19 protein-coding genes and 1 pseudogene are annotated in these 21,927 nt (G+C 65.0%); 6 read left to right on the forward strand and 14 right to left on the reverse strand.

Going from position 1 to position 21,927, the window contains the following annotated elements:
- The 7 genes and pseudogenes from ABNU97_RS12360 to ABNU97_RS12390 form a co-directional block, all read right to left on the reverse strand.
- Positions 1-214, reverse strand: a pseudogene (locus ABNU97_RS12360) (multidrug ABC transporter permease); the annotation flags it as partial.
- Between the two features lie 3 nt (positions 215-217).
- Positions 218-1,381 carry an amino acid ABC transporter substrate-binding protein gene (locus ABNU97_RS12365; RefSeq protein ID WP_348767003.1) on the reverse strand — a complete coding sequence of 388 codons (1,164 nt, stop codon included), beginning with the start codon at positions 1,379-1,381 and terminating at the stop codon, positions 218-220.
- 86 nt (positions 1,382-1,467) lie between these two features.
- The gene (locus tag ABNU97_RS12370) at positions 1,468-2,466 is read right to left on the reverse strand and encodes a PQQ-dependent catabolism-associated beta-propeller protein (protein WP_348767004.1); all 999 of its coding nucleotides are present in this window, start codon (positions 2,464-2,466) and stop codon (positions 1,468-1,470) included.
- Positions 2,466-3,218: an ABC transporter ATP-binding protein gene (locus tag ABNU97_RS12375; protein ID WP_348767005.1), complete on the reverse strand. Its 753-nt coding sequence runs from the start codon at positions 3,216-3,218 to the stop codon at positions 2,466-2,468. Before ABNU97_RS12375 ends, ABNU97_RS12370 begins: the two co-directional genes overlap by 1 nt.
- Complete coding sequence (locus ABNU97_RS12380) at positions 3,215-4,012, reverse strand: ABC transporter ATP-binding protein (RefSeq protein ID WP_348767006.1); 798 nt, start codon at positions 4,010-4,012, stop codon at positions 3,215-3,217. The genes ABNU97_RS12375 and ABNU97_RS12380 overlap by 4 nt, the downstream gene beginning before the upstream one ends.
- Positions 4,009-4,797 carry an ABC transporter permease gene (locus ABNU97_RS12385; RefSeq protein ID WP_348767007.1) on the reverse strand — a complete coding sequence of 263 codons (789 nt, stop codon included), beginning with the start codon at positions 4,795-4,797 and terminating at the stop codon, positions 4,009-4,011. The genes ABNU97_RS12380 and ABNU97_RS12385 overlap by 4 nt, the downstream gene beginning before the upstream one ends.
- Complete coding sequence (locus ABNU97_RS12390; protein WP_348767008.1) at positions 4,778-5,791, reverse strand: ABC transporter substrate-binding protein; 1,014 nt, start codon at positions 5,789-5,791, stop codon at positions 4,778-4,780. The genes ABNU97_RS12385 and ABNU97_RS12390 overlap by 20 nt, the downstream gene beginning before the upstream one ends.
- A gap of 281 nt (positions 5,792-6,072) precedes the next feature.
- Between ABNU97_RS12390 and ABNU97_RS12395 the strand changes: the two genes are divergently transcribed.
- Both ABNU97_RS12395 and ABNU97_RS12400 read left to right on the forward strand, forming a co-directional pair.
- Entirely contained in the window at positions 6,073-6,390 is a 318-nt protein-coding gene (locus ABNU97_RS12395) for a hypothetical protein (protein WP_348767009.1), read from the forward strand.
- Positions 6,380-7,666, forward strand: a complete 1,287-nt coding sequence (locus tag ABNU97_RS12400; protein ID WP_348767010.1) for an NAD(P)/FAD-dependent oxidoreductase — start codon at positions 6,380-6,382, stop codon at positions 7,664-7,666. Before ABNU97_RS12395 ends, ABNU97_RS12400 begins: the two co-directional genes overlap by 11 nt.
- A gap of 29 nt (positions 7,667-7,695) precedes the next feature.
- On the opposite strand, the gene ABNU97_RS12405 is transcribed toward ABNU97_RS12400, so the two are convergent.
- Genes ABNU97_RS12405 through ABNU97_RS12415 form a run of 3 tightly spaced genes read right to left on the reverse strand, consistent with a single transcriptional unit; the run spans position 7,696 to position 10,629 of the window.
- Positions 7,696-8,631: a quinoprotein relay system zinc metallohydrolase 1 gene (locus ABNU97_RS12405; protein ID WP_348767021.1), complete on the reverse strand. Its 936-nt coding sequence runs from the start codon at positions 8,629-8,631 to the stop codon at positions 7,696-7,698.
- A complete protein-coding gene (locus tag ABNU97_RS12410; protein ID WP_348767011.1) occupies positions 8,631-9,437 on the reverse strand; it encodes a thiosulfate oxidation carrier protein SoxY in 807 nt (268 codons plus the stop codon). The genes ABNU97_RS12405 and ABNU97_RS12410 overlap by 1 nt, the downstream gene beginning before the upstream one ends.
- A 1-nt stretch (position 9,438) precedes the next feature.
- Positions 9,439-10,629, reverse strand: coding sequence for a M48 family metallopeptidase (locus ABNU97_RS12415; protein WP_348767012.1), 1,191 nt, complete (start codon positions 10,627-10,629; stop codon positions 9,439-9,441).
- 165 nt (positions 10,630-10,794) lie between these two features.
- Between ABNU97_RS12415 and gfa the strand changes: the two genes are divergently transcribed.
- Entirely contained in the window at positions 10,795-11,361 is a 567-nt protein-coding gene (gene gfa, locus ABNU97_RS12420) for an S-(hydroxymethyl)glutathione synthase (RefSeq protein ID WP_348767013.1), read from the forward strand.
- 171 nt (positions 11,362-11,532) lie between these two features.
- Complete coding sequence (locus ABNU97_RS12425; RefSeq protein ID WP_348767014.1) at positions 11,533-12,696, forward strand: zinc-dependent alcohol dehydrogenase; 1,164 nt, start codon at positions 11,533-11,535, stop codon at positions 12,694-12,696.
- Between the two features lie 89 nt (positions 12,697-12,785).
- On the opposite strand, the gene ABNU97_RS12430 is transcribed toward ABNU97_RS12425, so the two are convergent.
- The 3 genes from ABNU97_RS12430 to ABNU97_RS12440 form a co-directional block, all read right to left on the reverse strand.
- A complete protein-coding gene (locus tag ABNU97_RS12430) occupies positions 12,786-13,646 on the reverse strand; it encodes a universal stress protein (protein ID WP_348767015.1) in 861 nt (286 codons plus the stop codon).
- A 26-nt stretch (positions 13,647-13,672) separates the two neighbouring features.
- Positions 13,673-15,160: a SulP family inorganic anion transporter gene (locus tag ABNU97_RS12435; RefSeq protein WP_348767016.1), complete on the reverse strand. Its 1,488-nt coding sequence runs from the start codon at positions 15,158-15,160 to the stop codon at positions 13,673-13,675.
- 367 nt (positions 15,161-15,527) lie between these two features.
- Positions 15,528-16,451 carry a hypothetical protein gene (locus ABNU97_RS12440; protein ID WP_348767017.1) on the reverse strand — a complete coding sequence of 308 codons (924 nt, stop codon included), beginning with the start codon at positions 16,449-16,451 and terminating at the stop codon, positions 15,528-15,530.
- A gap of 343 nt (positions 16,452-16,794) precedes the next feature.
- On the opposite strand from ABNU97_RS12440, the gene ABNU97_RS12445 reads away from it, so the two are divergent.
- Both ABNU97_RS12445 and ABNU97_RS12450 read left to right on the forward strand, forming a co-directional pair.
- Positions 16,795-17,655: a crotonase/enoyl-CoA hydratase family protein gene (locus ABNU97_RS12445; RefSeq protein WP_348767018.1), complete on the forward strand. Its 861-nt coding sequence runs from the start codon at positions 16,795-16,797 to the stop codon at positions 17,653-17,655.
- Between the two features lie 153 nt (positions 17,656-17,808).
- Positions 17,809-19,902 (forward strand): EAL domain-containing protein, encoded by a 2,094-nt coding sequence (locus tag ABNU97_RS12450; protein WP_348767019.1) that lies wholly within the window; start codon positions 17,809-17,811, stop codon positions 19,900-19,902.
- Positions 19,903-20,098: 196 nt separating this feature from the next.
- Here the strand turns inward: ABNU97_RS12450 and ABNU97_RS12455 are convergent, their stop codons facing one another.
- Positions 20,099-21,280, reverse strand: coding sequence for a CaiB/BaiF CoA-transferase family protein (locus ABNU97_RS12455; RefSeq protein WP_348767020.1), 1,182 nt, complete (start codon positions 21,278-21,280; stop codon positions 20,099-20,101).
- Between the last annotated feature and the right edge of the window lie 647 nt (positions 21,281-21,927).

Raw genomic sequence — 21,927 nt, forward strand, 5'->3', positions numbered from 1 at the left:
CCGGCACCACGTAGACCTGATACTCGATATAGCTGTCGTAGGGCGGCAGCACGGAAATGCCGAATACGTTCTTGAAGCCGGCCGCGAAGATCAGCAGCCACAGGCTCGGACGGACCACCGCCGAGGCCAGCCGGCCCCGCTGGTGCATGAACTTGACGGTTTCGCGCGAGGACACCGCCACCAGCGCCTCGAACACATGGGCAATACGGGCCATGGATCAGGCCCCCTTGTGGTCGGTTGCGAGCTTGCAGGCCGATTCGCGCGGGTCGAAGCCGAGCGTGTCGAGATAGTTGTCCGGGTGCAGAAACCCCTCCAGCGGTGCCCGTGCAACCACCCAGTTGCCGCTGCCCAGCAGCATGGGCTGGCGCAGCTGGCCGTCCCAGTCACGAAACCCCATGCGATAGCCCTTGAAGCCGTCGAGATTGATTTCGTCGCCGCGAATATAGGCCGCGAGCTTTGCGTAGTCGGTGCTGTCGGTACGCTGCACGGCCTCCACCACTGCTTTTACTGCCACCCAGGCAGCCCAGTCGTAGGCCGTCATATGCCGGTCGGCCTTCTTTTCCAGTCGATTGTTGAGCTGACGCGCGCCGTGGCGCGTCCAGGCCCAATGCCAGGCCTGGGGCACCAGACCGCCGCTGCCCACCACGGGGCGCGGTTTCTGAATGGCGAAATTGGCGTTGCGGGCGAATTCACCCTGGGTATCGGCGATATAGACCGCGTCGTAGTCCACACCGGAGGTCAGCAGCTTGGGGTTGTTGTGCTCTCGCTCGCGCGGGTTGTTGCCGAGCACGAATGCGCGCGTGCCGGTGATATTCAACCCGAAACGCTTTGCCGACCGCTCAAATGACCGGGCCAGCACCTTGTCGGCCGATTCGGGGCCGACCAGCAGCAATACGTTCTTCCATTGCCGCGACACCAGATACTGCGCCAACGCATCGTTGCGCATGGCATCCGACGGGATCGTATGCAGGAGGTTCGCCTGGCAATGGGCACCGCGCAGGCGATCGTCATGGGCGGCCACGTTGAACAACGTCAGGTCGTCGCCGGCGAACTCGGCCGCCACCCGCGAAACCGTACCGGCCGGCAGATCGAGCAGGATGAATCGGGCGCCGCTATCGCGCATGCGGCGTACCGTGTCCAGCACCTCGCGCGTATTCGATACTAGTTTTTCGTCGAGGCCGAACTTCACCCCCGCCGCAATACCGGGGAAACGCGCTTCGTCGATGGCCACGCGGGCACCAGCCACGGGCCGCCCCCAGGGCTCGCCCTGGTATTCGCGCTGCATGCGCGCCGGCGAATAGCGCGGGTCGTCGTTCCAGCCGATATAGCCCAGGTCGAATTTTTCGAGATTCTGCTGGGCGACGGCCGGGCTCGGCAACATACAAAGTATTGCGCCGAGACAAAGACACAGCAGCGCTGACCGCCGCAATGCGGGCCACATCGCCCTTGTCGAGTAACGGCCCATGCTCATTCGGCGAGCGTGTCGATAACCACGCTATGCGGCACGCGCCCGGCCGGGACCGAGCGCAACGTCTTGTGCGCGGCGATATCGACGATCGACATGTCGTCGGACAGACCGTTGGTGATATACAGCTGCTTGCCGTCACGGCTCTGGGCGATGCCCCAGGCACGGTCTCCGACCAGCACATAGTCCTCCACGGCATGCGTTTTCGCGTTCACGAACGCGACGTGATTCGCGCGCCCGAGCGTAACGAAGGCGCTCTGCCCATCCTCGGAGAGTTTGATACCCACAGGGGTGACGTCTTCCGGGCGAAAGCCCTGCGGCTTGAATTCGATGGTGTCGCTGACTTCATTGGTCTGCGTATCGATCAGCGATACCGAGCCGGACAGCTCGTTGGTCACCCACAGCGTGTTGCCGTCCGCGGACAGCGCAAAACGCCGCGGCCGGTTGCCGACCACGATATTGGCTTCGATTTCGTGGCTGTCCAGGTTCACGCGGTGCACCATATTCGCCACTTCCGACGTCACGTAGGCGGTCTTGCCGTCGGGCGTGACCAGTACGCCTTCGGGCTCCTGGCCAACATCGATTCGCGTCACGGCCTTCTTGGCGTCGATGTCGTAGATGGTGAACTGGGCATCGTCCTCGTTGGAGATATACAGATGCCTGCCGTCGGGGCCGATGGCGAAGATTTCCGGATCGTCGATATCGGTAAGCCGGTCGACGACCTTGCCCTGCTCAACGTCGATGACATCGATGGAGTCGTCGTCACCGCAGGCCACATAGAGCTTTTTGTGGTCGGGCGAAAAGGCGAGCCAGCGCGGGCGCTCGGATACCGCGATGGTGTCGATCCTGTCCATGCTCTGGCCGTCGAAAACAGTAACCAGGTCATCGTCTTCGCTGGAGACATAGACATTGCCGGTACCGGCCGCGAACAGCGCCGGGCTCGCAGCCAGACACGCGGCTGCTACCGCCAGCCGGGCCTGTTTGTATCGATTGAAACGCATCAGACGGTCTCCTCTTTTTTCTTTGGCGCTTCGCCGGTGAGCGCGAGAAACGCCGCCCCCAGCGAAGCCGTATCGGTTTGTTCGCACAGCGCGCGCGGCGTATCCACGGCAATGCGCTGGCCCTTGTGCAGCACGATCACGCGGTGTGCGCGCTCGGCCTCATCCACCAGATGGGTCGCCCAGAGCACGCCCATGCCACGCTCGGCACAGAGCTTGTGTACATAGTCGACCAGCAACTCGCGCGAGCCGGGGTCCAGGCCCACGGTCGGCTCGTCCATGAGCACCAGGGCCGGCTCGTGCAACAACGCCCGGGCGAGTTCGATCTTGCGCCGGTTGCCGCCCGACAACGCCCGGGCCGGGTCCTGGGCGCGCTCGGCCTGGCCGATACGCGCCAGCTCGTCGTCGATACGGGCTTTTGCTCTGCCCCCCATGCCATGCAGGCGGGCATGAAACTTCAGATTCGCCACCACGCTCAGATCCAGATCGAGCGTGGGTTGCTGAAACACCACGCCGAGCTTGGCCAGTGCCGCACGCGCGTCGCGCCGCATGTCGTGGCCGGCGACTTCGATCGCGCCTTCATCGGGCACGAACAAACCGGTCAGCAGCTGGAACAACGTACTCTTGCCGGCGCCGTTCGGGCCCAGCAATGCCACGAACTCGCCCGGTTCGACGCGAAGCGACAGCGCATCGAGCGCCTTCAGCGCGCCATAGGATTTGCTGACCGCATCGACTTTCAAAGCAGCCTGGCTCATGCAGTGTCCTCGTGGGTGGCCAGAGGCTGGCCCGGATCGAGTATGCCGGAGAGCAGCCGTGGGTGGCGCGCCAGCAGGGCCTGTTGTGCCGCGGCTACCTCGGCGCTTTCCAGATCTTTGCCGCGTGCGCCTTCGACCGGATGATCGAGCAGCACGCGGGCCGGCGTACCGCCGAGAAATACGACGCGATCGGCCAGCGCCAGCGCTTCGCGCAGATCGTGGGTGACGAACAGCACCAGCGGGCGCTGGCGTTCACACAGCTGCAGCAGCGAACGACGCAGGCGATTGCCGGTCGGCATATCCAGCGATACGAACGGTTCGTCCATGAGCAACAGCTGCGGCTCGACCACGAACGCCCGCGCCAGCGCCACCCGTCGCTGCATGCCGCCCGACAGGTGATTGGGCCAGACGTGCAGCGCCTCGCCCAGGCCGACTTCTTCAAGCAGCCCCGCAGCCCGAGACCGATAGCCGGGCTCGTGCGCGCTGCGTTCGGCCTCGGCGAGCTTGACGTTATCGAGCGCGCTCAGCCAGGGCATGAGCCGCGGCTCCTGAAACATCATGCCCATATGCGCCGGTGACTGACCGGGGGCCGACAGCGGCCGACCATTCCATGTGATGTCGCCGTCGTAGTCGTCATCGAGACCGGCCACCAGCGAAAGCAGCGTGCTCTTGCCGGCGCCGGAGGGGCCGACCAGCGCGATGAACTCGCCCGGTGCGGCCTCGATGCAGCATTCGCCCAGAACGGCCGCGCCGTCGAAGCGCTTTTCGCGAATATGAATATGCAGACCGCTCATGCCCGCCACCGCGAGAGCCGGTTTTCGAGCGGGCGCATAACACAGGCTTCGATGAGCAACACCACGCCCGCAAACGCCAGCGTATACGCCAGGATGCTGCTGATATCGAAGAACTGGTAGTACACATGCAGCTGAAAACCCACGCCGTTGCTGCGCCCGAGTAGCTCCACCACGAGCACGATCTTCCATATCAGGGCCAGGCCACTACGGGCAGCGCCCATGAGATAGGGATAGAGCTGCGGCAGAAACACCTGCCGCAAAGACACCATCCGGGGCACGCGGTAAGCCTGGGCCACGGCAAGCAGTTTCGGGTCCACCGCGCGCGCACCTTCGCGCACCATCACCACCACGGTGGGAATCTTGTTGAGCGCGACCGCCAGCACTGCGGCAACGTCGTTCAGGCCGAACCACACGTAGCAAAGGATGATGGTCACCAGCGCCGGGATGTTGAGCCCCAGCACCAGCGCGCCGTCGAACACGAGATCGAGCTGGCGATAACGCCCGAGCACGATACCCACCGCGGTGCCGATGGCCATCGCCAGCATAAAGGCCACGCCCACGCGGGCCAGGGTGATTGTCAGATGGTAGGGCAGCTCCCCCGACAGCGTATGCGCGAACAGCGCTTCCAGCACCGCCAGCGGGCCGGGCAGCACGTCGCTGCGGGCAACAAGCGCGATGATCTGCCATACCAGCACCAGGCCGGCGAACGACCCAGCACGCACCAGCGCCGGACGCCGATTCACGGGCGAACGCCCCCGCGCCATGTCACGGCTGGCGATAGCCATCCCAGAACACGTCGGGCGACAGCCGGGTCACGCCGCCGGTGAGCCGGCCGTCGCTTTCGCTGGCGAGCACGTCGAACAGCTGCCCTGCCGCCGCAATTTCCGGGGCGCCGTAGCGTTTGATGATGCCGGCGCGGTAGCCCTCACGGATCGCGGCAAAAACGGCCTCGCTTTCCGGCTTGATCATCACCTCGAGCGGCGCCCAGGCCTCGTCGGACTCGTCGAGCAGGCGCTTGGCATCCTGGCTGGCGGCCAGAAAATGCTGCAGTTCGGCCCGGTGTTGGTCGGCCCAGTCCTCGGCGAACACCCAGCCAAGCAGCGGCGGCACCGTATCGATACCCAGGCCTTCGAGCATCTGCTCGACGCTGACCAGCGGACGCATGCCCAGCGCCGACAGGCGTGCGTTGTAGTGCCAGAAATTCACCGCGGCCGGCAGATCGCCCTCGAGCAGCAGCCGGTTGATCATCGGCGGCGCGGCAAAGGTCGGCTCGACCGCCTGTTCCAGATCCATGCCCCGGGTCTTCTGCGCGTAGGCACGCAGCAGCAGCCAGGTCTTGTCCACCGGGCCGCCGGCGATGCCCAGCTTCTTGTTGTCGAGATCGGCCAGCGTGGTCACCCCCGATGCCGGGTTGACCATCACCGCGCCCACCGCCCGCGAATAGGGCGCGAACTGATAGCGGCGGTCGTCGGCGCGCTGGCGCGCTGCCCATAGCCAGTCGGAGACGATCAGATCGACGCGCCCGCCCTGCAGCGCCACCGCCAGCGCGTTCTCCGAAGCCAGCGGCACCACCTCGATGGCCACATCGTGCTTTGCGGCCAGGCCATGGCGCTGGATCGTATCCATCTCCCAGCTGACGGTGCCGAACTTGAGCACGCCGATCCGCAGCGGCTCGTCGACGTTATCCGGCGTATCGCCCGAACAGCCGCCCAGCAACGACACGAGCAGGATCAGACCTGCCAGCCATAGCCGCCTTGCACCACGCACGGGTGTCGTCATGGATTCTCCTGCCCGATCTCTTGGCCGCACCGCCTCGACACCGTCGCCCTGGGTCGGCTCTTGCGCCGACCGCGTTATTCGTCATCCCGCCGCGTTTGCACACGGGCCGGGATATATCGTTGTTTGAAAGCTTAAATTGCCCGCTAAGGGCCGCGGGGCGCAAGCCCGCGAATAGTCGCAGACCGTCCGGCAGGAACAATGCTCGGCAGGCGATGGCGCCGTTCGTCCGCCGTCCTGGCCCGCGCTTGCCGCCCGGGCGTGCCGGGCGTAGTTTCGAAAGGATGAGATATCGGGCCCGTGTCATCGCCGCGCTGCTGACCGTGTTCGCCGCTGCCGTGGCGGCCGCGGGCGAAGGCGAGATGCTGGCGAGCGCCTGCAGTGCCTGCCACGGTCCAGAGGGGCGCTCCGTTACCGGCCTGCCTTCGCTTGCCGGCATGAACCGGCATGTCTTCATGGACCGCATGCAGGCATTTCGCCACGGCGACGGGACGATCATGAACCGTATCGCCCCCGCCTACGACGCGGCACAGACCGCAGCCCTGGCCGACTATTTCGCCGCGCTCGACCGCGGCGACAACGAACAGCGCCATGCCCCGTAGCGATCGCCGAACCCTGTTGCGCGGGCTGGCCGGCGCGGCCGCGCTCGGCGCACTCGGCCTGCCGCTGCGTCGCGCACGGGCCGCGCCGCCGACGGTGGTGATTGCCGGCGGCGGTTTCGCGGGCGCCAGCTGTGCGCTTGCACTGCGCCGGCTCGCCCCCCAGCTGCGCGTAACGCTGGTGGATCGCCAGCCGCGTTTCGTCACCGGCCCGTTTTGCAATGCGGTGATCGCCGGCCTGCGCCCGATCTCGTCCATCACCCAGAGCCACGCCGGCCTGAGCGCGGCCGGCGTTCGCATCGTGCATGCCGATATCGACGGGGTCGAACCGGCCGCGCGCCGTATCCGGCTGGCCGACGGCCGCACCATCGGCGGCGACCGGCTGGTAATCGCCCCCGGTATCGATTTCGACTGGGCCGCGATCGACGGCTACGGCCCGGCACAGGTCGAGCGTATTCCCCATGCCTGGCCCGGCGGCGCCGAAGCGCTGCGCACCCTGCGCCAACAGCTGCGGGCCATGCCCGACAACGGCCGGGTGGTGATCAGCGTGCCGGACAATCCCTATCGCTGCCCGCCGGGGCCCTACGAGCGGGCCAGCCTGATCGCCCACTTTCTCAAGCAGCACAAACCGCAGGCCAGCGTGCTGATCCTCGACGCCAAGGATCATTTTTCCAAGGAGCCGCTGTTTCGCACCGCCTGGGGCACACGCTACGGCGAACGGCTGCAGTGGCGCGGCGGCCGGCGCGACGGCGCACGCGTGGTGGCGGTGGATAGCCAGAGCCGGCGCGTGCGTACGATCAGCGGCGACGAATACGCAGCCGACGTGCTCAATATCATTCCGCCGCAACGGGCCGGGCGTCTGGCGGGCGATGCCGGACTGACCGACGCCGCCGGCTGGGTGCCGGTCACGGCCCACGACTTCTCGGTAGCCGGCCACGCGGGCGTGCATGTGATCGGCGATGCCGCCCGTGCCGAGCCCATGCCCAAATCCGCCTATGCCGCCAACATGCAGGCAAAGCTGTGTGCCCATGCCATCGCCCGCGACCTGGCCGGCGAGCCGGCCGTGGAAACAAAGCTGATCAACGCCTGCTACAGCCTGGTAGCCCCGGACTACGGCATCAGCATTACCGAGGTATATCGGCTCGATGGCGATACGCTGGCCGCCATCGCAAACGCCGGCGGCATATCCGCGCTGGCGGCCGACTCGCAAACCCGCGCCGCCGAAGCCGACTATGCCCGTGCCTGGTATCAAAACATCGTGCGCGACAGCTTCGGCTAGCCGCGCCGGCCGGCGGCCCCGGCAAGCCGCTACTCGAGCGTCGCCTTTTCCAGCGCCGGATAGAGATACGTCACCGAGCGCCGGTATTCGGCCGGCTGTACGGCCAGCGCGGCCCAGCGCGGCGGCAGCGCTTCGAACATCAGTTCGGCAGCGCTGTCGCCGCGCGCCGCCCCCGCCTGCAGGCGCTCGACCAGCCAGCGCAGATAGGCACCGGTCTGCTCGAGCGGTGTGTCGTCGCTTGCCACCGGTCCGTGCCCGGGCACCACGATACGAAAGCCGGTACGGGCTGCGCCTGCCAGCGCCTGCTGCCAGCCGGCGATATCGCCATGCGGCGTGGCCGGCGCCCGGTCGTGGAATACGACGTCGCCGGCAAAGAGCACGCCGGTACGACGATCCAGAATCATGAGATCGGCCGGACTGTGCCCGGCCGTGGCGATCAGTTCGAGCCGGTGATCACCGTAGTCCACGACCGGCTCCATGTCGGGCATGATGATCTCATCCGGCACCACGGCCGATGTACCACGCATGGCCGCGCCGACGCGGTCGTAGAGATGTCGGGCCATCGCCTCGCCGGCGCTACGGATGGTCCGTGCGGTGGCCGGTAGCGCAGCAATAGGCACATCCGCGAAGGCGTTGTTGCCCAGAAAATGGTCGGCATGGGCATGGGTGATGTACACCCGCACCACCGGCCGGTCCGTGACGTGGGCGATGGCGGCGCGCATGGCCTCGCCGTAGAGGCGCGACGGGCCGGTATCGATCACCACCACGCCCTGCTCGGTCACGATGAAGCCGCTGTTGGCCACCGCGCCATGGTTGTCGAAATCGAAGGCCTCGAGCGCGCCGAGGAATACATAGGTATCGGGCGCGATGCGTTGCGGGACCAGATCGTAATAGTCGTTGGCGCCAGCCGGCGTGATGGCACACAGCAGCCACAGGCACAGCAGGACGATACAACGCGCCGACATCACGGCGACGCGGCCCTGGCAGCCGGGGCTACGTCCTTGCCATAGCGCTGCCCCCGGACGTCGCGCACCTCGATATGCAACGGTTCGCGGCCGGCAATATTCAGGGTGAATACCGCCGTGGTGGCCAGCGACTTGCCCGGGACCAGCCGTGCGCGCGGCTCGCCCGCGCTATCGCTTACGCTGATCCGGTCGATCGCGGGCACCGACTCGCTGTCCGACGCCGGCTGTCGAATACGAAACTTCAAGCGTTGATAACCTTCCGGTCGCGGCCAGACCTGCGCCTCGATGCCAGGCCCCGCGCCTGGCTCTGCTGCATCGCTCGCGGTCATGCTCGGCGCGGCACAGCCGCCGCCCTGGGCATCGATCCAGCGGCCGCCGATATGCCATACGCCGTCGCCCGTGAGTACGGCCGCCCGCAGGGGCGTGGCCTGGGCAAGGCGCAGGCCGAATCCCAGACTGAAATCGCGCGCTGCCGGCGCTGCGCCCGGAAAATAATCCAGCACCGCGCCGGGGGCGGCGGCATCCGCCAGTACGCGGATCTGGCGTACGTCTTCCAGGCCGGATATGCGCAGGAAAACCGGCGTGGCCCGGCCGTCTTCGCTCGCGCCCGGCGCGAACACCTGCACGCGTTCGTCGAACACAATCCGGGCGTCGCGAAAATGCTCGGCCACGATATAACGCCAGCGCGACGAGTCCAGCGGATCGGCCGGTATCGACACGGTGGTGGCTGCCGACGCGCCGAGCGCATACCCGAACAGGCACAGCCACAGCAGGCATGAGCCCGCGCGCATGCGCTGCCGACTCATGCTAGCCATCGATCGCGCGCAGCCTTGCCAGCCGCGCGGACCCGGGCGGATGGGTCGCAAACACCGCGGCATACCAGCGGTCCATGGTCGGCGCGGTGAGGTTGTTCGCCAGCAGTTTCTCCAGCGCCGAGATCAGCGCGGCCGGCTGGGCGTGTTCGGCGGCATAGGCATCGGCCTCGTATTCGTAGCGCCGCCGGCGCGCGGACTGCCAGCCCTGCAGCGGCCAGCCCAGCGCCGGCAACAACGGATAGGCCGCCACCGCGAGCAGCGCCGGCGCTATCGCCAGATCCGCCCACGCCGCAACCGTACCGATCGCGAGATAACCACCGAACAGAAGCACGGCCTGACTGGCATAAAAACGCTGCAGATGACCACAGCGGTAATGACCGAGCTCGTGGGCCATGACGGCCTCCAGTTCTGCCGCCGACAGGTGAGTGATCAGCGTATCCGAAAGCACCACCCGCTTGGATCGGCCCAGGCCGGTGAAATAGGCGTTGGCCCCGCGCGAGCGGCGCGAGGTATCCACCACCAGGACCTGCTCAAGGCGGGTACCGCAGCGCTGCATCATGGCCTCGAGGCGCTGACGCAGCTCGCCGGGCGCAAGCGGCTCGAAACGCTCGAACAGCGGCGCGATGAGATTCGGCCGTGCCCAGAACAGGAAAGCCGTGCCCACGATCATCAGCACCCCGCTCGCCGGCCAGGCCCAGCCGAACGGCGCCACGGCGAACGGCCACAGAACCCAGAGGCAAGCCGGCACCGCGAGCGTCGCATTGAGCATTACCCGGCGGGCGCTGTCGCCTGCGACCGCGGCGAACGTGCGGGTCGACATACCGGCGGTACGCTCGACGAACCGCCAGCGTGCCCACACCCGCATCTCGCACAGCAGCTGATCGAGGGCCGCGAATACGACAGCAAACGCCAGCACGCCGGCCCACGCGTAGGCCTCGAGGCCGGCATACAGGCCCGCGAGCGCGCCGCTGGCAAGCCAGAAGACGATACGTGCCACGCGTTCGAAGCCTGCCAGCCATTGAAATAGCGCCCGCCGCTGGCCATAGCGCAGAAGCCGTTGCTGCGAAGGCGCGCGCAGCTCGGCCGCCAGATGGCGCCACTGGCGCAGACATACGATCGCCTCGAACACCAGCGACCCCAGCAGCCAGCCGGCCAGGCTCCAGAAAAGCACTGCGGCGCTCATCGACGAGGCAGCCCCGACACGGCACTGCCCGTTCGCGGCACCCTGCTTACGTCGCATTCGCTCGGTTTCATCGAGGGCGTAGTGTGGATCGCGAACCGGCGCGAACGCCGGCACACAACAGGCCGACGGCCCATAAATCGATTAATTGCGAGACGAGGAACAGCCATGACGATCACGATACATCCCAGCGTCGATAAAGGCATGACGCCGGCAGCAGAGAATTTCTCCGGCGGCACGCTGAAATGCCGCTGCAGCAAAGACCCTGTCCAGGTCGAGGTTTCTTCCCAGTGCGCGCACAACCATGTCTGTGGCTGCACGATGTGCTGGAAACCCGAAGGCGCCACCTTCGCCCAGATCGCGGTGGTGCCCAGCGACAGCGTCAAGATCCGTGAAAACGAGAAGAAGCTGAAGGTCGTCAACGAGAACGCGGCGATCAAACGTCACGCCTGCCGCGACTGCGGCACCCACATGGTCGGGCATATCGAAGACAGCAAACATCCGTTCTACGGCCTCGACTTCATTCATACCGAACTCTCCGACGAGCAGGGCTGGGAACCGCCACAGTTCGCGGCCTTCGTGTCGTCGATCATCGAAGCCGGCACCGACCCCAACCGGATGGGCGAAATCCGCCGCCACCTGCACGATGCCGGCCTGGAACCCTACGACTGCCTGTCGCCCACCCTCATGGATGTGATCGCGACCCATACAGCCAAGCAAAAAGGCGTGCTGTAGCACTGCCCTGCCGCCGGCTCGGCCCCGAGCCGGCGGCGTTTTCGAGTGCGTTGCTGCAGCCAGGGCAAAAGTCTTTTCCCGGCGCGAGGTTCAGTGATATTGCGCATTCCACGGGCGCCGCGCCCGCATGCAGGATGCAGATTCAAGCTTTCGAACAACAGCGAGCGCCTTATGAAAGCACTCACCTGGCACGGCACCCACGACGTACGCGTCGACAACGTCGACGATCCGACCATCCAGCAGGATCGCGATGCCATCATCAAGATCACCGCCACCGCGATCTGCGGCTCCGATCTGCACCTCTACAACGGCCTGATGGCCGGCATGCAGGCCGGCGACGTGCTCGGCCACGAGTTCATGGGCGAAGTCGTGGAAACCGGCTCGGCCGTGAACAATCTCAAAAAGGGCGATCGCGTGGTCGTACCCTTCACCATTTCCTGCGGCAGCTGCTTTTTCTGCAACAAGCATCTGTATTCGCTGTGCGACAACTCCAACCCGAACGCCGATCAGGCCGCCGAGCTGATGGGCCATTCGCCGGCCGCCCTGTTCGGCTATTCGCATGTGCTCGGCGGCATCCCCGGCGGCCAGGCCGAGTACGTGCGCGTACCCTATGCCGACGTCGGCCCGATCAAGGTCGAATCCGACCTGCGCGACGATCAGCTGCTGTTTCTGTCGGACATCTACCCGACCGGCTACCAGGCCGTCGATCAATGCGATATGGAAGCCGGCGACACGGTCGCCATCTGGGGCTGTGGCCCGGTCGGCCAGTTCGCGATTCGCAGCGCCTGGATGATGGGCGCGGGCCGCGTCATCGCCATCGATCGCGTACCCGAGCGCCTGAAGCTGGCCCAAGAAAAGGCCGGGGCCGAGGTGATCAACTTCGAAGAAGACGACGTCTACAGCAAGCTGCTCGACATGACCGGCGGGCGCGGGCCGGACTGCGGTATCGACTGCGTGGGCGCCGAAGCCCATGGTCAGGGCGATCCGGAAGCCATACGCCGCAGCGCGGATTCCACGGAAGACAATCATCCGCATGCGATCAACGAAATGATCATGTCGGTACGCAAGGGCGGGCGGCTGTCGCTGCCGGGCGTCTATACCGACAAGGTGGACGGTTTCGCGATCAACGCGCTGATGAACAAGTCGCTGTCGGTCAAGGGCGGCCAGACCCATATGCAGGGTTATCTCAAGGGCCTGCTCAATACCGTGGAACAGGGGCTGATCGACCCGTCGTTCATCATCACCCATCGCTACGGGCTGAGCGACGCGCCCCAGGCCTATGCCAACTTCAATGCCAAGGAAGATGGCTGCATCAAGGTGGTCATGACGCCGTGATAGAAGGCGTTTGAAACCACGACAGGACTGCGGGCCGAACGAAAAAAGGGGCGATGAATCGCCCCTTTTTCTTGCGCGAAAACAATCTGCTAGCGCAGGATCAGTACCGGCAGGTTCGCATGACGAATCATTTCGGTGGTGGTGCTACCCACCAGCAGATGGCGGATGCGCGAATGGCCATAGGCGCCCATCACCAGCATGTCGATATCATTGGCCTGTTCGTAGGCGCGCAGCGTGGCCTCGACCTCGCCCTCCTCGAGCACGGCGATCGTGACCTCGCCGCAGACAGCCTCGAGCGCGGCCTTGGCCTCGTCGAGCTTGTTGCGGCAGTCGTCGCTGGCATCGCCGACGAAAACCAGGTGACAGACCACGCCGGCAAACAGCGGGCTGGCGGCGATACGTTCGATCATCGCCTTCGAGGTACGGCTGCCGTCGAAGGCAACGACGATCCGCTCGGGGGTTTTGAACGCAGGCGGCGTAATCAGCATCGGGCAATGCAGCGAGCGAATCACCCGTTCGAGATTGGAACCCAGATGCTCGTGGGCGGTATCGGCGGTTTCACCGCGCTTGCCGAGCACGAGCAGGCGGGTTTCGCTTTCCATTTCCACCAGGGTTTCGGCCAGCGCGCCGTGGCGCTGGCGCGAGGCGGCATTGGCCACGCCGTCGGCCGCGGCGCGCTCGCAGGCGGCATCGAGCATGATCCGGCCCTGCTCGCGCTCCAGACGGGCGCGCTGCTCGTCGAGCTGCGCCAGCTCGGCAAGCAGGTGCTCGCGCGACCCGAGGCCGATCTGGCCACTCACGTCGGACTCGGCCGCGCGCCCGGTCTTGTCGATGACGTGCACGAAGGTCAGCCCGATATCCAGGCGCAGGCTCGCCCAGGCAGCCGCATCGCAGACCGCCTGGGAATAGGCCGACCCGTCGATACAAGCGGTGACGTGGCGCTCGCTCATGAGAACTCCTCGGTTACTTGTTGTTGCTAATGACCGCCGAGCAGTTTCTCAGCGTCGGGCTTGTCGTGCACGGCGATCCGGTCGACCAGCGTCGCACTGGCTTCGTTGAGCCCCACCACCTCGACCTCGGCACCCTCGCGCCGGAATTTGAGCACCACCTTGTCGAGCGCGCCGACCGCGGTGATATCCCAGAAATGGGCACGACGCAGGTCGATGCGCACGTGGTCCAGCGCCTCCTTGAAGTCGAAGCCGGCCACGAACTTCTCGGCCGAAGTGAAGAACACCTGCCCGACCACTTCATACTCTCGCGAGCGGCCGTCGTCGGTTTCGCGACTGCCGATATAGAGCAGCCGCCCCACTTTGTTGGCGAAGAACAGCGATGACAGCAGCACGCCCACGAACACGCCGATCGCCAGATTGTGGGTGGCCACCACCACGGCAACGACCGTGACCATCACCGCGTTCGTGCTCATCGGATGATTGCGCATATCGCGCAGCGATTCCCAGCTGAAGGTGCCGATCGAAACCATGATCATCACGGCTACGAGTGCCGCCATGGGAATGAGCGACACCCAGTCGGATAGGAACACCACCATCACCAGAAGCACGACACCGGCGGTCAGCGTGGAAAAACGGGTGCGACCGCCCGATTTGATGTTGATGACCGACTGGCCAATCATGCCGCAGCCGGCCATGCCGCCCAGCAGGCCCGCGCCGATGTTGGCGATGCCCTGCCCGCGGCATTCGCGGTTCTTGTCGCTGGGCGTATCGGTGAGATCGTCCACGATCGTGGCCGTCATCATCGATTCCATCAGGCCGACCACGGTCAACATGATCGAATACGGCAGGATGATCCAGAACGTCTCCAGCGTCAGCGGCACATCCGGCCACAGGAACACGGGCAGCGTATCCGGCAACTCGCCCATGTCGCCCACGGTATTGATGCCCATGTCGCTGGCCATGTAGACGCCCGTGAGTACGAGAATGCAGATCAGCGGCGACGGCAGCATGCGCCCGACGACCGGCACATACGGAAACAGGTAGATGATGCCCAGCCCGGCTGCGGTCATGGCATAGACATGCCAGGTCACACCCGTGAGCTCGGGCAGCTGGGCCATGAAGATGAGAATGGCCAAGGCGTTGACGAAGCCCGTGACCACGGACCGGGAGACGAACCGCATCAGCTCACCGAGCTTGAGCACGCCGGCGACGATCTGCAGCACGCCGGTCAGCAGCGTGGCCGCGAGCAGGTACTGCAGCCCGTGTTCGGCCACCAGCGTGGTCATCAACAGCGCCATCGCCCCGGTCGCCGCCGAGATCATGCCCGGGCGTCCGCCCGCGAACGCAATCACCACGCAGATACAGAAGGAGGCATAGAGGCCGACCTTCGGATCGACCCCGGCGATGATGGAGAAGGCAATCGCCTCCGGAATGAGCGCCAGCGCGACCACCGTGCCGGCGAGCACGTCGGCCCGGATATTGGAGAACCAGGTTTGTCGTATCGATTGGATCATCGTGTCTCGTGCCTGCTGAACGATACCTCGCGCTGTCGGGCGGCATGGCCGCACGGCACCGGCATCGATGGCGTCTGTCAGTCACCTCAGACACCGGATTATTCGTTTCACAGAGCAAGCGCCAGGGCCAGCAACCGCCGGAACGGCGGCGTGGCGGTCGCGAACGCGACGGGCGCGGCTGCGCTCGACTTGAAGGCCTGGCCTGCCCGTGACATGACACGAACCGGACCCCGGCCTTTCGAGCGCGCGGATAGTAACAGAATGAACGCGCGACGGCCCATCCCAATCGCGCCGCACGGGCGATCGATCGCGGTCGCGAACCGCTCTGGATGGGTCGACCCTGCCGCCGCCCGTCGTCGACCGGGGCTTAAACGCCTGGCATGCCGCCAACGATACGATCGTCATCCGCTGCGTCGGCGCTGATGTACAGCGCCTGCATCGACGCACGCAGGTCCGCCGTGATCGGCGTCGGCCGATGCCGCTCTTGGTCGATGAGCACCATGGTGCTACGGGCGGTGGCCAGCCGCTTGTCGCCCACCGCGGCCGCGCCGGCCAGGGCGAATGAGCTGTTGCCGATCCGGTCGATGCCGCAGGTCACCTGGACGTTGGCACGGCCGCGATGCCAGCGGTGATAGCTCAGATCCACGCCGGCCACGAGCATGCCCAGCGCCGGGTCATTGCGGATGGGACGCAGCGTGCCGGCCCGCGACTGCTCCATGTACCGTGAAACCGCCAGTTCACCAATCACCGCATCCGGGTCAAGATCGGCATAGCGCCCGGAAATCTCGGCCACGGCCGGATAGCCCGATATCGGTACGTGCGCGGGCGGCACCGCCGGCCAGTCGTTGACCGGCACGTCGTGCGCGGCGCGGCGCTCTGCCAATGCCGCATGCACGTTTTGCGGCAGCGCGACCCAGCGGTCGACATGCCAGGCGCCCATCAAGCAGTCCTGTACGCCCACGCACTCGCCCAGCTGAAACAGCCCGGTAACAAGGCGATAGCTATCGGCGGCTACCTCGACCAGGCGCGTGGCGCAAGTCACATCGTGGGGGTAGTGGGTCTCCCGCAAGAACTGGGTGAGCGTGCGACGCGGGCGCAGCAGCACGGTATCGGAAAACAGATGCGCCTGCCCCAGCACCGCCAGCTGATAGCGAATACGTGCCTCGACGTGCAGGCCGTGCACCGCCACGTTGTTGACGTGCCGGATCGTATCCAGATGCGCGTATTGCAACGCCAGGGTATGGCGTAGATCGTAGCGTTCGGGGTGGCTCTGCCAACCGGGCGTCTTCACAGGCATGTCCTTGAAACGGATAGCAACGCGTCGCCGGCCAGCTGTTCGAGCAAACACGACCGATACGCGCCAAGGCTGCGATTATGAACTGCCAACGGCAATGATTTCATGCCGTGCGCCCTTAGCCGGCAGTGTTCAAGTTGCGCGCTGGCGCCCGTGGCAGGCAAGCAGTCATGTTTTCTTTCCCGGGAAACGCGCCTTGTATGCGGCGCCACAGCCGCGGAGCGGCCTGCGGTGTCTGACGACGTCTGCGGGCAATTGCGGAGTCGTTCGTGCCCGCAGAAACGCTATGATCGCTGATCGCGCATTTCTCAAATCCAAGAATAAACTGCGAGGAGCCCCCATGACCGCACCGCAATTCTCGACCATCTCGCTGGATATCGAGGACGGCATCGCCACCCTGTGGCTGGACCGTCCCGAGAAAATGAACGCTTTCACGCCGCAGATGAAGAACGAGATGATCGCGGCCTTCGACCATACCGACGCCAACGACGCGGTGCGTGCGGTGATCGTCACGGGCCGCGGGCGGGCGTTCTGTGCAGGCGCGGATCTGTCGTCGGGCGGCGATACCTTCGACTACGACAAGCGTCAGGGCGAAGACCACGTTCGCGACGGCGGCGGCCAGGTCACGCTGCGTATCTATCGCAGCCTCAAACCGGTCATCGGTGCGATCAACGGCGCGGCGGTGGGCATCGGCGCCACCATGCAGCTGCCCATGGATATCCGTATCGCGGCCGACACGGCCAAGTTCGGCTTTGTGTTCGCACGCCGCGGTATCACCCTCGAAGCCGCCTCGTCGTGGTTTCTCACCCGCGCGGTAGGCATGTCGACCGCATTGGAATGGTGCTATTCCGGCCGCGTGTTTCCGGCGAGCGAGGCCCATGAGCGGGGCCTGGTGCGTTCGCTGCACGCCGCAGACGAGCTCTACGGCGCAGCGGTCGCACTCGCGCACGAACTTACCGACGAAAGTGCGCCGGTCTCTATCGCCATGACCCGCCAGCTGCTCTGGCGCATGCATGCACAGGGCCATCCCATGGATGCGCATCGTATCGATAGCCAGGCAATTCGTGCTCGTGGGCGCTCGGAAGACGCCAAGGAAGGGGTCTCGTCATTTCTGGAAAAACGGCCGGCGAACTTCCCCAACCGCGTATCCAGCGATATGCCCGATTTTTTCGATTGGCAGCATGAGCCGCCGTTCGAATAGGGGCGCCGCACGGCGCGGCACACAGGCGCCGCGCCGGCTCGATCGGCAGCCACTGTAGACAAAGAAAGGCGCACTCCCTATAAACGAAAGAGTCGCATCTAGACAGGCCAGCGCTCGGCCCAAGTATTTCACGATGCGCTGCGGGGACGGGGGATGGATTTTTTAACCGCCACGTACGACGACCGACTGGTGGCCGCATCATTGGCGGGCGCGCTGATGGCTGCGTATACCGCGCTCGATCTGGCGAGCCGAATACGGACCATGCCCGAGGTATCTCGCTATGCCTGGCTCGTGGCCGGTGCGATCGCTCTGGGCACCGGCATCTGGTCGACGCATCTGCTGGGCACGCTCGCTCTGGCATTGCCTATCGATATCGGCTTTCGAGCCGATATCTGTGCCCTGGCCTGGCTGGTGGGCGTGCTGGCTTCGCTCGTTGCACTGGCCCTGCTCATACGACAGCGATTGACCCGAACCGAGCTGTTCGGCGCCAGCCTGCTGCTGGCCGGCACTATCCTGGCCCTCCACTATCTAAGCATCGGGTCGATGCAGATCAGGCCGCCGATCGTCTACGACCGCGTATGGGTCGCGCTATCGATACTCGTGGCCATCGCTGCCTGCAATACGTCTCTGCGCATCGCCTTCAGCCGGCCCTCGGCCAGCGGACTGAGCGCCTTCGGGCGCAAGTCTGCGGGCGCGCTGCTGCTAGCGATCGGCGTCGTGGGCACGCACTATGTCGGTATTCAGGCCGCCCAGTTTCCTGCCACCAGCACGAGTGCGGCCGCCAGCGAACTGGATTGGCGCTGGCTGGCGCTGTTGATCTGCAATACAACCGTGCTGCTGTCGGCGACCCTGCTCATTGCAATCGCCCTGGATCGGCGTATGCACAGGCGCACCGCGCAGCTGGTTCGATCGCTGGACATGGCCAATCTGCAGCTGCACCACGCCAGCCGCCACGACCCCCTCACCCAGCTTGGCAATCGACCGTTGCTGCGCGAGCGCCTGGAACAGGCCATCATGTCTGCGCACGCCAACCGCCAGCGCGCCGCGCTGCTGCATATCGGCCTGGACCGTTTCAAGCAAATCAACGACAGCCTCGGGCACGATGCCGCCGATACGCTGCTCACCCGCCTCGCCCAGGCCATGAGCCAGTCCGCCCAGGCGGGCGATACCGTCGCCCGTGTCGGTGGCGACGAATTCTTGATCCTGATGACCGGCGACGTCGGCAGTCGCAGCCTGCATCGTCACTGCGAGCGCTTGCTTGCGCTGATCCGGGATATCCACTCCGGCCAGACGCGGTTGTCGGGCAGCATCGGCGTGGCCCGCTACCCGATCGACGCCTACGACGCAGCGGGCCTGATTACCGCGTCGCATATGGCGATGTACAGCGCCAAGCAGGCCGGCCGCGATCAGTACGCCTTCTTCACCTCCGAGCTGGCACAAAGCGTTGAGCGCGATGTCACCATTCGAAGCGAATTGAGTGAAGCGATCGACTGCGGGCAGATCCAACCCTATTACCAGCCCAAATACGACGTGCGTACGCGGCGCCTGGTCGGCGCCGAAGCCCTGGCACGCTGGCACCATCCGGCCGATGGTTTCGTGCCGCCGGATCGGTTCATCGCCGTCGCCGAACGCTCGCGCCAGATCAGCAGTCTGCAGAACTGCATGCTGCGCGCTATCTGTGCCGACATACGCGACTGGCGCAGCCAGGGCCTGCACGTACCTCCGATCGCGTTCAACCTGTCGGCCAGCTGTCTGCGCGATCCGGCCCTGGCCACCACCATCGCCGCCATCCTGGCCGAATTCGGACTCTCCCCGCGCGATCTGATCTGCGAGATCACCGAAACCGCGGCCGTGCCCGAGCTTCAACAAGCCCTGCACACGCTGGGTAAGTTGCGTAGTCAGGGCATACGCATATCCATCGACGATTTTGGAACCGGCCTGTCGAGCATGTCTTATCTGCGCGACCTGCCGATCGACCAGCTCAAGATCGATAGAGCCTTCGTTGCACGGCTGGGCAATAACGTCGACAGCGGCAACGCGATCGTGCGTTCGATCATCGATCTGGCCCATTCGCTCAAGCTCGACGTCGTCGCCGAAGGCGTGGAACTCGAATCCCAGCTGAGCACGCTCGCCGAGCTGAATTGCGACGAGGTGCAGGGCTATCTGTTCAGCCCCGCCGTCGAGGCCGACGCGTTCGCTGCCGGCCTGAACCAGACCTCGCAGATACGCCCCCGATCGATTCACTAGGGCAGACGCCGCGAACGCTTTTCGGGGTGAATGCCTCAATCAGCCATCGTTCTTGAATTTGAGGCGCACATCGCGGGTGCGACGAACCGACAAGGCCCAAAACTCGCCGGCCTGGCAGCCCTTGCCTACGCGACGCAAAGGCCTGCCAAAGCGACTGCTTAAACCCCTGAAGCCTGGATCGAAGTCGGGCCTGGGTTCAGTCTCCCAGGATCTCACGCAGCACTTCGTCGGTATGCTCGCCCAGCATCGGCGGTGGCCGCCGATAAGCAACGGGCGACTCCGATAGCCGCAGCGGACTCGCCACCAAACTCAACTCGCGCTGCAACGGATGCGCCATTGTGATTCGCAAGTCGCGATGCTGCGCCTGTGGGTCACGGAATACATCGTCGATACTGTTGACCGGCCCGCAGGGCACACCGGCCGCGTCGAGCAGGGCGACCCATTGATCGGTTGTGCGCATCACCGTGGTTTGCCGTATCAGAGGCACGAGAACCTTGCGATGCTCGACGCGTGCGGCGTTGGTTGCAAATCGCTCATCGTCCTTCCACTCGGCATGTTCTGCAGCGTCACAAAAACGCGCGAACTGCTGGTCGTTGCCGATCGTCAAGATGATTTCCCCGTCGGCGGTGGGGAAGTCCTCATAGGGGACGATACTTGGATGGGCGTTACCCATACGGTGCGGAACGCGGCCAGACGTCAAATAAGCTGACGCCTGGTTCGCCAGACAGGCGACCTGAACATCGAACAACGCCACATCGATGTATTGGCCCACGCCGCTCTGATGGCGTCGATTGAGCGCGGCAAGCACGGCGACCAACGCATAAAGCCCGGTCGTTATATCGGTTAACGCGACCCCGCTCTTCATGGGGCCGCCGCCGGGCTGATCGTCCGGGCGTCCGGTGATACTCATCAGACCGCCCATGGCCTGAATAAGAAAATCGTAGCCGGGCTTTCCGGCATACGGACCATCCTGGCCGAAGCCGGTGATCGAACAGTACACCAGCCGAGGATTGATCTCGCTCAAGGTCGCGTAGTCCAAGCCGTACCGAGCCAGGTCGCCAACTTTGAAGTTCTCGAGCAGAACATCCGACTCGGCCACCAGCTGCCTTATCTGCGCTTGCCCCTGGGCGCATGAAATATCGATCTCGACCGAGCGCTTGTTACGGTTGGCGCCAAGAAAGTAGGCGGATTCCGACGTCGGCCGGCCCTCGGCGTCTTCCAGGTAAGGCGGCCCCCACCCACGCGTATCGTCGCCTCGACCCGGACGCTCGACCTTGATCACCTCGGCGCCCAGGTCGCCCATCACTTGCGCCGCCCAGGGCCCTGCCAACACCCTTGTCAGGTCCAGCACGCGGATATCCGACAACGCACCACACATAAGAACTCCTCTCGCTCAGCCCGTGAAAGCCTGTAGGCCAGCCTGTGCGCGACCAACAGTCAGCGCGTGCATATCGTGACTTGCCTGGCAGGTATTGACCACTCACGGCGTCGCCCGATTCCGTCCGTTCTCGTGCGCGAAGAACTCGCGGCCGGAAAATCAGTCATCGCGGTCGCGCAGGGTTAGCGAACGGCGAATGCGTATCCCCGTAATACCCGAAAACCACACCGGCCTTGAGGCGTTCGACAGCTGGGCTATGGAAGAAGTAGCGCGTTTTGAATAACGGGCGATTTCGGGCTGACTCATGCCCCGAGCGGCGCGAGCCCGTCGAACCCTGCTTGTCTATCTGTCGCAGGTTCGAATGATTGTCGATAGACCAATAAAAAACCCGCCTGCGGCGGGTGTTTTATTGGTGCGCCCGGCAGGATTACTCGGCGCTGGCGCGCCTCGCCCTTCGGGCTGCGTCGCTGCGCGACGGTTCGGGCTCGCTCCGCGAGCCCGTCGAACCATGCTTGTCTGTCTGTCGCAGGTTCGAAGCTTATCGATGGACCATATAAAAATACCGGCGCTACGGCCGGCATTTTTATATGGTGCGCCCGGCAGGATTCGAACCTGCGACCTTCGGCTTCGGAGGCCGACACTCTATC

The sequence above is a fragment of the uncultured Salinisphaera sp. genome (genome assembly GCF_964012375.1).
In the GTDB taxonomy this organism is placed as follows: Bacteria; Pseudomonadota; Gammaproteobacteria; order Nevskiales; family Salinisphaeraceae; genus Salinisphaera.